The organism is Streptomyces sp. NPDC040410, assembly GCF_055595715.1.
The window spans coordinates 39,892-50,827 of record NZ_JBVIVK010000037.1 but is presented as its reverse complement, the minus strand read 5'-3'; the positions used below and the strand labels follow the sequence as shown (position 1 = coordinate 50,827).

Here is a 10,936-nt window from a genome sequence, read left to right as displayed (position 1 = left end):
GGCGCGAAGCGACCGGACGGCAGCCGGGTCTTCGTGCTGTCCGCGGTCCGCCACGGCGACGGCGTCACGCTCGCCTCGCGCGAGATCGGCGCGAAAGCCCCGGGCGGCGGCTGGGGAGTCCATACCCGGCTCGACCTCGGCAGCAGCGGAGAGGCGTCCGCTTGACGATCCGCATCCCGAGGGCTGGCGACGTCTCGCCGTCCGCCCGCTGTAGCCGGAGAGGATCATCCCTCGCGGCGGGCGGTGGCGTGGCGGGGCTGGTGAAGGGTGCCCGGCAGGAGGTGGGCGTTCACAGCGAACCGGGGTCGTCCGGCGAGTGCGGCCACCAACTCGGCTGCGCCGGCGAGGCCGGCGGCCGCTCGGGCTTCGGCGGTCTGTCCCGCGAGGTGGGAGTAGACGACGATCCCGTCCACGTCTCGCAACGGGTCGTCGGCCGCGAGCGGCTCCTCGCTCACCACGTCGAGAGCCGCCGCGGCGATCTGTCCTGTGCGCACGGCGTCGGCGAGGGCCTGCTCGTCGACGACGGCTCCGCGCGCGGTGTTGACCAGGACCGCCGTCGGTTTCATCCGGCGGAAGGCGGAGGCGTCGAGCAGGCCCCGCGTCCGCTCCGTCAGCGCGGTGTGCACCGATATGTAGTCGGCGGTCTCCAGCAGTTCGGGAAGCTCGACGAACCGCACCGACGGATCGGTTCGCTGGGCTTCGGGTACGCCGGTCGTGCAGAGGACCGCCATTCCGAATGCCTGAGCCAACGGCACCACGGCTCGTGCGGCCGCCCCGTAGCCGAGCAGGCCGAGAGTCGACCCGCGCAGTTCGTGGCCGTCCTCCCTCGGCCAGCCACCGGCCGCGACTCCGGCCGCGCTCTGCACCAGTCGCCGCGCCGCCGCCAGGAGCAGACCGATGGTGTATTCGGCCACGGCGTTGGCGTTGATCCCCGGCAGGTTGCTCACGGTGATACCCAGCCTGGCTGCGCTGACGACGTCGATCGAGTCGTAGCCCACGCCGGTCCGTACGATGACGCGCAGCCGGGGCGCTCGGGACAGGACCTCGGCGGTCAGGGGTTCGTTCGCTGCGACGAGCGCCGCGTCGACTCCGTCGAGAGCGGCCACGAGTCGTTCCTGGTCGCGTCGGCCGACCAGCGGCGAGTGGACCGTGGTGTGGCCGTGGGTTCGAAGATACCGGTCGACTTCGTCGCCGGGCCGCAGGTAGTCCGTCGTGATCAGGATGCGGGGCATGCGTTCCTCGGTTTCTGGCTGCTCGTTCGCTCGGTCCGGGCGGAGGCTCATCCCGAGTCGGTTGCTTGCTTCACGGTGGTCGGGGCCGTTGGTCAGGGGGCGTGCTGCTCCTGGCGATGCCGATAAGCGCCAGGGACCTGACGGTGACGTCGACCGTCATGCCGGCGTACGTCCTGAAGGGGCTCGGGACGTCATCCGCGAGCGCGGTCACAGAAGGAGCAGCCGGGCGATCCCCACGAGTCCCACGGCGACGATCAGGCTCCGCAGGGCGCTGGGCGGGAGCCGGCGGCCGACGCGGGCGCCGATGACGCCGCCGAGGGCGGTGCCGGCCGCGATGAGACCGACGGCGGCCCAGTCGAAGGCGGCGACGAAGAGGAAGAAAACCGCGGCGACGCTGTTGACAATCAGGCTGAGCACATTCCTTACCGCGTTGAGGCGCTGCCAGGAATCGTCGAGCAGTACGCCCATCAGGGAGAGGTAGATCACTCCCTGCGCGGCGGCGAAGTAGCCTCCGTACACGCTGGCGAGGAAGAGGCCGGCGGTCAGGAGGGCGCCGCCGTGCTCGGGGGCGTGCTCTCCGTTGCCCTCCCGCCGGGCCTGGAGTGTCCTGGACAGGCGGGGTTGCAGTACGACGAGGACCAGCGCGAGGCCGATGAGCACCGGGACGATGGTGGCGAAGGCCTTGGGCGGCAGCGCCAGCAGCAGGATCGCCCCGCACAGACCTCCCGCCAGAACGGTGCCCCCGAGACGCAGCAGACGGGCGCGCTGGCCCTCCAGCTCGCGCCGGTATCCGAGGGCGCCGGTGAACGAGCCGGGGACGAGGCCGAGGGCGTTGGACACATTGGCGGTGACGGGCGGCAGGCCTACGGCGAGCAGCACCGGAAAGGTGATCAGGGTTCCCGACCCGACGACGGCGTTGATGGTGCCGGCGCCGATTCCGGCCGTGAAGACGGCGAGGGCTTCCCAGGGCGGCATGTGCGTCTCCATGATCTGTGCGGCTCCTCCCGTCACTGAGGTGGAGAGGTCCTGCGGTTGTGGACGAGTGGTTGTGGTTCGTGGTGGTCCGGCCGGGAGGATGGTTCGAAGGGCAGGGCGGATACAGCTCCCCGGGGTTTCGGGCGGACACGGTGACGCTGTCGGGCCTCGGCGGGACGGCGGGCAATGAAGGGGCTCGCCGCTGGCCTTGGCATCACTCGTCGGACCTCGCGGTTGTGGGTGCGTGCGGTATGTGCGGGACCCTGCGCGGCGCACGGCCCTTCCGAAAAAGGGTGAACCGGCTCGGGGAGTGTGTGCGGCTGCCGCTCAGAGGTGTTCGAGGAGCGCGTCGGTGAACTCCTCGGTGGCGGCGGTGCCGCCGAGGTCCGGGGTGCGGACCGGGGTCGTCGCGAGGATTGCTGTGATCGCGTCGTGGCCGCGGAGTTGGGCCAGACCGGAGTCGGGCATCATCGCGCCGAGGCGGAGGTAACGCTCGCAGGACCAGTCGAACGAGTCGTAGGTGAAGCGCAGGCCGTGCCGAACGCCCACGGCGTCCAGAACACGGCAGGCGGCGGGGAGCACCTCCGTGCCGATGCCGTCGCCGGGGATCAGGGCGATGCGGTGGTTGATCACGCCTGCAATTACAGCAACGGTGTGATTCCCGGGTCCAACAGACATTTCCCATGTGTCTTATAGGCAGCGCCTATCAGATGTCGGGCCGTCCTGCCGGGAGGGCGGCCTCCAGGAACGCCTCGGCCGCCGGGGTCAGCGGAGCACGCCGGCTGACCAGGGCGATGGACAGGCTTGCCTGGGGCTCGATGTCCAGGACCAGCGCGCCCGCTCGCTCGGCGATGCCGCGCCAGGCGTCGGTGACGACTGCCAGTCCGACGCCGCCGAGGACCAGAGGCACGATCGTCACCCGGTGTTCGGTCTCCACCGCGGCCACCACCTCGACTCCGCCCGCCCGCAGGTCCTCGACGTACTTGCGCAGACCGGTGCCTTCCTGGCCCACGATCAGCCGGTGCCCCGACAGCTGTTCGCGGCGTACCGGCACGCCGCGTGGGAACGGCCCGTCCGGTGGCGCCAGCAGGACGAATCGCTGCTCGGGGAGCGCGTGGACCAGCACATCCCCGTACGCCGGCGCGCCTGACGAGGCGAGCAGTCCCAGCTCGGATACTCCGGTACGCACCATCTCGGTCACATCCCCGGGAGTGAAGGCGGCCTGTACCCGGACCGAGACCGCGGGATGAGCTCCGGTGAAGCGGCGGATCATGCCTGTGAGCGGTTCGATGGCCTGTGATGGGGTGGCCGTGATGTCCACCCGCCCCGTGTGGAGACCCTGTACGGACTCCACGCTCGCCCGTGCCAGGTGCAGACTGCGCACGGCCTGCCGCGCCGGCTCGATCAGCGCGCGGCCCGCTACGGTGAGCACCACCCGGCGGCCGATCCGGTGGAAGAGGTCGCTGCCCAGGTCGCGCTCCAGAGCCCGGATCGCCTGGGACAGGGATGGTTGCGACAGATACAGGGCGGAGGCTGCCCGGTTGTACCCGCCGTGGTCCACCACGGCCAGGAAGTACTCCAGTTGCCGCACGTCCATCGCCGCCGCCTCCGCTTCTCTTCCAGCTCTAATAGGTGGAGCCTATAAGCAAGGGCAGCCGGGAGGCGACGGAATCGGACCCGGTGCCGGCGGCTGGGGGCAAGGATGCAAGTGGGGGCATCCAACGAGCCGCTGTAGTCTGCCACTTGATCATCAGTCGGCCGGAACGGGGAGAACATGGGTCTGGACGCGGTCCGGGCGGCCTCCCGGGTGGTGGGTCGCCGCACCACGTTGCGTTATCTCGCCATCGGCGTCGGAGCCTCACTGCTCGCCGCGTGCAAGGGCCAAGACGGAGGCAAGGGCAAGGGCGGGAGCAGCGGGGGTGTGTCGGCGACGTCCGGTGTCGTCGGCAAGGCGTTCGCGGCCTTCGTGCGCGGGTCCTGGAAAATCACCTCGACGCAGGCGGGCGCGAGCGGCATGACGTACACCTACACGGTGGCCGTCGGCGACGGGACCTGGCGGATGGACGACGGCAGCGGCGAGCCGCCGAACGGCACCTGGTCGCTCCAAGGCGGCAGGCTGGCGCTGCGGGTGCCCGAGCAGCTGGGCGACGACGAGGGTGAGCTGTACGACGCCGCCGCCGAGAACGTGCCGGCGACGGTCGGGGACTCCGTCTCGGTGTTCCTGCCCTGGCAGCCGCCCGGGGAGTCGGGCACCGGCTCCGGCGAGCGGCTGGAGGTGGAGTACACCGAACAGGCCGGTCTGCGTATCCGGCACTTCGACACACATGGCAGCATGACCGTCCACGACTGCTTCCGGGTCTGAGGTCAGGCCCGCAGGGTCAGCAGGAGGCGAAGGAGTGGCCGGGTTCCCGGGTAGGGCTGACGTCCCGGTCGCGGAGGACCACGGAGCGCCTCTTTGCCCGGGCGCCGCACGTCGTGTCGAAGGCGTCCCGGTCGTATCCGATGACGAGGACGCGGTCGGCGTATGCGGAGGCGTACTGCCCGCATACATCGTGGACGCCGCATTCTTCGGCGAGGCGACGGCGAAGTCGAAGCCGAGGGCCTTGCGGCGGCCGAGCAGGACCGCCTGCGCCGTCGTCGAAGCGACCGCGCACCGCCGGCCGACCGTCGGCATCCCCGGCTGCCCGCTGCCCTTCTCCCGGACCTGCGCCCTGCTCCCCGGGGGGGCCCGCAAGGCTCTTTCCGCGGCGGCCGGCCCCGGCCTGGCTGGGGTGGCGGGGTGGAGCCGTGGGCGGGCCAGCGGTGCCCCGCGTGTGCCGCCCGCCGGCGCACGCTGTGACCTGTGCCTCTCCCCTCCGGGTGCCCGCAGCAAATTCGGTGTTCATCGGCCCTCCCTCCACGTGACAATCAGGCACCAGCAAAGGGGAGGAACACATGAGCCAGGCCTACCTGACTCTTCATGAGCTGCTGCCTCCGCAGGAGTTGGCGGCAGCGCTCGATGCGGGGCACGTCACGCGCAAACCGCACCCGGAACTGCCGCTGTCCATCTACACGTACACGAGGACATGCCAGTACGAGCGGGTGTGGAACCGCGTGACCACGCGCTGCCGCGGCCTCGTGGCCGACGACAGCACCGGTGAGGTCGTCGCGCTTCCGCTGCCGAAGTTCTTCAACGTCGGTGAGCACGAGGCCGGTCAGCCATACGCGCCCGGCCTCCCGGACGAGCCGTTCGAGGTGTACGACAAGGTCGACGGCAGCCTGGCCGTGGTCTTCCACTACGCCGGCCGGTGGCGGGTCGCGTCCAAGGGTTCCTTCATCAGCACCCAGGCCGCCTGGGCGCAGCGTCTGCTGGACGGGAAGGACACGTCCGACCTCGTTCCCGGGGTGACCTACCTCGCCGAGATCCTGTACCCGCAGAACCGTATCGTCGTCGACTACGGCGACCGCCGTGATCTGGTGCTGCTGGCCGCGTTCGCCAAGGACGGCACGGAAGTCGCCCTGGCCGAGGCCGCGACCAGCTGGCGTGGAATCGGCTCGGTGGTCACCGTCTGGCCCGCCATGCCGCTCCCCGAACTGCTGGCCATGGCCGAGGCCAACCGGCTGCCCGGCGGCCGGGCGGCCACGGGTACCGACGCGGAGGGCTTCGTGCTGCGCTTCGCCTCGGGCGTACGGGCCAAGGCCAAGCTCGCCGAATACGTGCGCCTCCATAAGGTGCTCACCGGCGTGACCGAACGGGACATCTGGCGCAGTCACGGCATCCAGCGGTTCGCGGGCCTGCCCGCCAAGCAGGTGGCCCAGGCGCTCGGCTGCTCGCCCAAGGACATCGACGCCTCCGATGGCAGACCCCTGGACGCGCTGCTGGAGCAGGTGCCCGACGAGTTCGACGCCTGGGTGCGCGGCGTCATCGCGGGAATCGAGAAGCAGGTGGACGACCGCGAGCGTGCGATCGACGAGGGGTTCCGTTCCCTGGCCCACCTCGCCGGCGACCGGGCGACCTTCGCCCGCGCCGCGAGCACGCTGGCCGACGCAGCCCTCCGCCCCGCCATGTTCCTGCGCCTGGACGGGCGCCCGACCGAGTTCGTGACGTATCGGTCCGCCCGCCCGGAGGCGTCCGACCCGTTCAAGACCGACGAGGAGAACTGACCGTGCCCGTTGTACACGTCATGACGGGGCTGCCTGCCTCGGGGAAGACGACCGCCGCGCGCAGACTGCAGGCAGAGTCCGAGGGCCGGATGCGCCGCGTCAACCTCGACGATCTACGGGCGATGCTCGACATCCCGGTACCCGAGCGCGGCCGGACGCACGCACACGAGCAGACCGTGCTGGCGATCCAGGACGCGGCGGTGCGGGCTGCCGTCGACGACGGCTTCGATGTCGTGGTGGACAACACGCACATGACACCGCATATCCCGAAGAGACTGAAGGCCGCGGTGGCGGGACAGGCCACCTTCGTCGTGCACGACTTCACCGACGTACCGGTGGAGGAGTGCATACGGCGCGACGCCGAGCGGGACCAGGCGGTCGGCCAGGAGATCATCCGGATCCTCGCCGACAAGCACGCGAAGGCCCGCAAGGGCGGCTGGCGGCTCACCGCTGAGTGGCTGAACGACGAGCCCTCCGTCGAGCCGTACACCGCCGACCCGTCGCTTCCCTCGGCGGTCATGTGTGACATCGACGGCACACTCGCCCTCAGGGGCGCTCGGGGCCCCTACGACTTCACCCGCTGCGAGGAAGACCTGCTCAACGTGTCGGTGCGCGGGGCGCTGCACTCCTTCCGCAGCGCCGACGGCGATGTCATCGTCCTGCTCTCCGGCCGCGGTGAGGAGCACCGCGAGCGAACGGAGGCTTGGCTGCGTGCGCACGAGGTCCCGTACGACGAACTGTGGATGCGCGCCGTCGGCGACGGGCGCCGCGACGACGTGGTGAAAGCCGAGCTCTTCGACCGGTATGTGCGCCACCGCTTCGCGGTACGGGTCTCCCTCGACGACCGCGACCGCGTCGTCGCCGTGTGGCGCCGTATGGGTCTGCCGACCTGGCAGGTCAACTACGGCAGCTTCTAACCGGCGGCTTGCCGGTGCGCCCGATCGATCAAGCGTCTGCCGTCTGTGCGGCAGCCATGGACCGGCGTCCGGTGCGCGGGCCGGCCTGACCGGCGGGCATCCGCGCGCCCGCTGGTAAAATGGGGGCACGCTGCGACACCGCCGGGGCCCGTACCAAGGGGTACGGGCCCCGGCGCGTTCCGGGCGCCAGATCAGGAAGGTTCCCCATGAACGCGAAGCAGTCGGCCCCTGGACACTCCCGCGCCGGCAGACCGCAGCAGGCGGCAGGACTGAAGGGGGAGCCTTCGATGCCGCAGACGGTGTCCCCGGGCCTGCCGCCGGCCGCGTCCTTCGAGGCGCTCGGGCTGCCGCCGGAGCTGATGCAGACCATGATCGGCCTCGGGGTGACGCAGCCTTTCCCGATCCAGGCAGCGACCCTGCCCAACGCGCTGGCCGGGCGCGACGTCCTGGGCCGGGCGCGAACCGGCTCCGGCAAGACGCTGGCTTTCGGGCTTGCGCTGCTCGTCCGGACGGCGGGCCTGCGAGCGGAGTCGAAGCGGCCGCTCGCACTGGTCCTGGTGCCGACCCGGGAACTCGCACAGCAGGTGAGCGACGCGCTGGCGCCGTACGCGCAGACACTGAACGTGCGACTGGCGGCAGTGGTCGGCGGGCTGTCGATGAACCGGCAGACGGCGCTTCTGCGAACCGGCGCCGACGTGGTCATCGCGACGCCGGGGCGGCTGGCCGACCTGGTGTCGCGCCGGGACTGCCACCTGAATCACGTGCGGATCACGGTGCTGGACGAGGCGGACCAGATGTGCGACTTGGGGTTCCTGCCGCAGGTCTCGGAGTTCCTGGACCAGGTCCGCTCCGACGGGCAGCGGCTGCTGTTTTCGGCCACGCTCGACCGCAACGTCGACCAACTGGTGCAGAACTACCTGCACGACCCGGTGCTCGCATCGGTCGACCGGTCGGCGGGCTCGGTCACCACGATGGAACACCACGTGCTGAACATCCACGCCGCCGACAAGTACGCGACCGCGACCGAAATCGCCGCGCGCGACGGCAGGGTACTGATGTTCCTGGACACCAAGGCCGGCGTGGACCAGTTCACCCGTCACCTGCGGGCCAGCGGCGTACGGGCTGCCGCCCTGCACAGCGGGAAGTCGCAGCCGCAGCGCACGCACACGCTCGGCCGGTTCAAGGACGGCGAGATCACCGTGCTGGTGGCCACCAATGTCGCGGCGCGGGGCATTCACATCGAGGCACTCGACCTCGTCGTCAATGTCGACCCGCCGGCCGACGCCAAGGACTACCTGCACCGCGGCGGGCGTACCGCGCGCGCCGGGGAGTCCGGGAACGTGGTCACTCTCGTCACCCCCAACCAGCGCCGCGATGTGAACCGGATGATGTCCGACGCCGGGATCCGGCCGACGGTCACACAAGTGCGCTCCGGCGAGGAGAAGCTGACCGCCATCACCGGGGCGAAACGCCCGCCGGCCGGGGCGAAGGCCGCCGGCAACGCACCCTTCCGCGGCCTCGGGACCCGCGCGGGCCGCCCCGCGAAGGAGTCCCGCAAAGCCGCCGAGGCCCGCAAGACAGCGGAAGCCCGCGCGGCGGCCCGGGTACGCAAGGGCCGCTGACGCCGGACGGACCGCGGTTCATCGCCACCGGCGAGCCGAGGTGTCTCTGGCTTCTGCGGGCGCTGCATCGCTCACCCCGCCTGTTCTCGGACAGATCTGGCGCCAACGACCCCTCGGCGCGCCGGCTGACCCTGGTGGTCGTGTCCCGCAGCCATGCTGATCTCAAAGGGGGCTCCGTCGGGGCCGACCGCCCAGCGAACCAAGGTGGTCGAGCAGGCATCGTGAGCGCGAGAAGCCGGCTTGCTCTCGGTCGATCGCTTCCAGCGGGCGGTGACGGCCGGCAGTCACCGTCCGCTGATCGGGCAAGCAGCCCGATGTTCTGGGCCAGCTCGTCAATGAGACACGGCCTGGCCGGGAGAACCGGCACGCCCGTGACCAAAGGTGTCGTCCCTCGGATCGGTGCCGTCCTCTGCGTGGCGCTCATGGCCGTCGGCTGCACCGACACGCAACTATGGCCGCCCAGGCGGGTCGAGGACTCGATGCCCTTGCGTGCGATGCGGTGCCTGATGCCCCGCTTGCGCAACCATCGCCGCAGCTGGTCGTGGTCGTATCCCTTGTCGGCGTGGAGCTTGGCCGGCCTACGCCGTCGGCGTCCGTGCCGGGTTCGGATCGGCGGTATGCCCTTCACCAGCGGGTGCGGCGCCGGGCTGCCAGGCATGGCAACAACCGCAGTCGACGCCTACGACGATCAGGGCCGTTGATGACCACGAGCACGCGGAATACGTATACGGTTGCGTAATTCCCATGACCGTTCCTCGCAGGACTCCGTCATACCCTTCTCGATCTTGGCGTCGCGTGTGTCCCACCGGGCCGGCACGGAGATTCCGACGAGAATTCCGGGAGAACTTTTCCGTCTTTCCGGACACATCACGTGAACGGCATCCTTTTATTTGCCGGACCTCTCCTTTTCTCTGCCCGGATCTGATATTCCAGGAGTGACAGGCCCCCCCACACTCCAGGAGTGAAGAATGCGCTCTTTACGAGCCCGCGGACCGCTCACGTCCCTTTGTCTCGCCGTCGCCGCAACGTGTCTTGCATTCACGGCGGCGCCGAGTGCGTACGCCGCCGACGACGAGGCAGCGGCCGCGGGCAAGTACGTCGCTCTCGGTGATTCCTACGCGACTGCACCCGGTACTCGCAGCTACGACAACCCCGACGACCCGTGCCGCCGGGGCCCGTTGGCGTACCCCCGGCTGTGGGCGCAGCAGCACCCCGCGTTCTCCTTCGTGGAGGCCTCCTGCTCCGGGGCCACCACCGCAGACCTGACGAGCCAACAGCTCACGCAGCTCACCTCGGACACCACGCTGGTGACGGTGCAGGTGGGCGGCAACGACGTAGGTTTCGTCGACGTGCTGAAGAACTGCATCCTCACCATCGACGACAAGGACTGCGTCGCCGGGGTGGAGGCCGCCAAGGCAGCCGCCACCACCAGCCTGCCGGGTGCGCTGGCGAGCACGTACTCGGCGGTGCGGGGCAAGGCGCCGAACGCCAAGGTCATCGTCGTGGGCTACCCCCGGATGTACACCATCGGTGGCAGCTGCGGCATTCTCGGGCTGAGCGACACCGAGCGGACCGCGCTCAACTCGGCTGCCGACACGCTCGACGGGGTGCTGGCGGACCAGGCCGCGAAGGCCGGCTTCACCTTCCTCGACCCGCGTGCAGCCTTTGACCCGCACAGCATCTGCTCCGGCGGCGAGACCTGGGTGACCAGTCTGGAATGGAGCAAGATCAACGAGTCCTACCACCCCAACCAGTCCGGACACCGTGACGGGTACCTGCCGCTCCTGAACGCGATCAGCGGCTGACCGGGAGCGGGCCGTCCGCCTGGTCCGGGTGGCCCGCTACTCGTTCGACGATACGGTGCGGAGAATTCCCGGAGAGGCTTTGAGGGAATCCCGGATCTGGGCGTACGGAAGCAGCGCGCAGAAATACGTGTCGACGCGCACAGAAAAAGGGTACGGAAATTCGGTGGCGCGCCTTCCGGTGATTATTCACCGGGTAACGTGCCACCGTTTTCCGTGGGCCGGTCGGTGAGTTTCTTGGGGTC

General features: G+C 70.1%; 9 protein-coding genes and 1 pseudogene. 5 read left to right on the top strand and 5 right to left on the bottom strand.

All coding sequences use genetic code 11. The annotated features are described in order from the left end of the window. Positions 1-224 precede the first annotated feature (224 nt). The 4 genes from ACZ562_RS36810 to ACZ562_RS36795 form a co-directional block, all read right to left on the bottom strand. A complete protein-coding gene (locus tag ACZ562_RS36810; RefSeq protein ID WP_471188706.1) occupies positions 225-1,232 on the bottom strand; it encodes a phosphoglycerate dehydrogenase in 1,008 nt (335 codons plus the stop codon). 207 nt (positions 1,233-1,439) lie between these two features. After that, entirely contained in the window at positions 1,440-2,207 is a 768-nt protein-coding gene (locus ACZ562_RS36805; RefSeq protein WP_471188716.1) for a sulfite exporter TauE/SafE family protein, read from the bottom strand. Between the two features lie 327 nt (positions 2,208-2,534). Beyond that, positions 2,535-2,885 (bottom strand): isocitrate/isopropylmalate family dehydrogenase, encoded by a 351-nt coding sequence (locus ACZ562_RS36800; protein WP_471188703.1) that lies wholly within the window; start codon positions 2,883-2,885, stop codon positions 2,535-2,537. A 28-nt stretch (positions 2,886-2,913) separates the two neighbouring features. After that, positions 2,914-3,804 carry a LysR family transcriptional regulator gene (locus tag ACZ562_RS36795; protein ID WP_471188701.1) on the bottom strand — a complete coding sequence of 297 codons (891 nt, stop codon included), beginning with the start codon at positions 3,802-3,804 and terminating at the stop codon, positions 2,914-2,916. 177 nt (positions 3,805-3,981) lie between these two features. On the opposite strand from ACZ562_RS36795, the gene ACZ562_RS36790 reads away from it, so the two are divergent. The 4 genes from ACZ562_RS36790 (at position 3,982) to ACZ562_RS36775 (ending at position 8,889) form a co-directional block, all read left to right on the top strand. Further along, positions 3,982-4,569, top strand: a complete 588-nt coding sequence (locus ACZ562_RS36790) for a hypothetical protein (protein WP_471188698.1) — start codon at positions 3,982-3,984, stop codon at positions 4,567-4,569. Between the two features lie 572 nt (positions 4,570-5,141). Further along, entirely contained in the window at positions 5,142-6,350 is a 1,209-nt protein-coding gene (locus tag ACZ562_RS36785) for an RNA ligase (protein WP_471188695.1), read from the top strand. Positions 6,351-6,352: 2 nt separating this feature from the next. Next, positions 6,353-7,267 carry a phosphatase domain-containing protein gene (locus ACZ562_RS36780; protein WP_471188693.1) on the top strand — a complete coding sequence of 305 codons (915 nt, stop codon included), beginning with the start codon at positions 6,353-6,355 and terminating at the stop codon, positions 7,265-7,267. Between the two features lie 206 nt (positions 7,268-7,473). Then, a complete protein-coding gene (locus ACZ562_RS36775; RefSeq protein WP_471188691.1) occupies positions 7,474-8,889 on the top strand; it encodes a DEAD/DEAH box helicase in 1,416 nt (471 codons plus the stop codon). Positions 8,890-9,331: 442 nt separating this feature from the next. On the opposite strand, the pseudogene ACZ562_RS36770 reads toward ACZ562_RS36775, so the two are convergent. Beyond that, positions 9,332-9,538: pseudogene (locus tag ACZ562_RS36770) on the bottom strand (IS5/IS1182 family transposase); the annotation flags it as partial. Positions 9,539-9,857: 319 nt separating this feature from the next. Between ACZ562_RS36770 and ACZ562_RS36765 the strand changes: the two are divergent. Beyond that, the gene (locus ACZ562_RS36765) at positions 9,858-10,694 is read left to right on the top strand and encodes an SGNH/GDSL hydrolase family protein (RefSeq protein WP_471188689.1); all 837 of its coding nucleotides are present in this window, start codon (positions 9,858-9,860) and stop codon (positions 10,692-10,694) included. Positions 10,695-10,936: the final 242 nt, after the last annotated feature.

Excerpts from the sequence above, each read along its gene's own strand:
- ACZ562_RS36795 (WP_471188701.1), bottom strand. The coding sequence starts at position 3,804 with ATGGACGTGCGGCAACTGGAGTACTTCCTGGCCGTGGTGGACCACGGC.
- ACZ562_RS36800 (WP_471188703.1), bottom strand. The coding sequence starts at position 2,885 with ATGTCTGTTGGACCCGGGAATCACACCGTTGCTGTAATTGCAGGCGTG.
- ACZ562_RS36805 (WP_471188716.1), bottom strand. The coding sequence starts at position 2,207 with ATGCCGCCCTGGGAAGCCCTCGCCGTCTTCACGGCCGGAATCGGCGCC.
- ACZ562_RS36775 (WP_471188691.1), top strand. The coding sequence starts at position 7,474 with ATGAACGCGAAGCAGTCGGCCCCTGGACACTCCCGCGCCGGCAGACCG.
- ACZ562_RS36790 (WP_471188698.1), top strand. The coding sequence starts at position 3,982 with ATGGGTCTGGACGCGGTCCGGGCGGCCTCCCGGGTGGTGGGTCGCCGC.
- ACZ562_RS36765 (WP_471188689.1), top strand. The coding sequence starts at position 9,858 with ATGCGCTCTTTACGAGCCCGCGGACCGCTCACGTCCCTTTGTCTCGCC.
- ACZ562_RS36810 (WP_471188706.1), bottom strand. The coding sequence starts at position 1,232 with ATGCCCCGCATCCTGATCACGACGGACTACCTGCGGCCCGGCGACGAA.
- ACZ562_RS36785 (WP_471188695.1), top strand. The coding sequence starts at position 5,142 with ATGAGCCAGGCCTACCTGACTCTTCATGAGCTGCTGCCTCCGCAGGAG.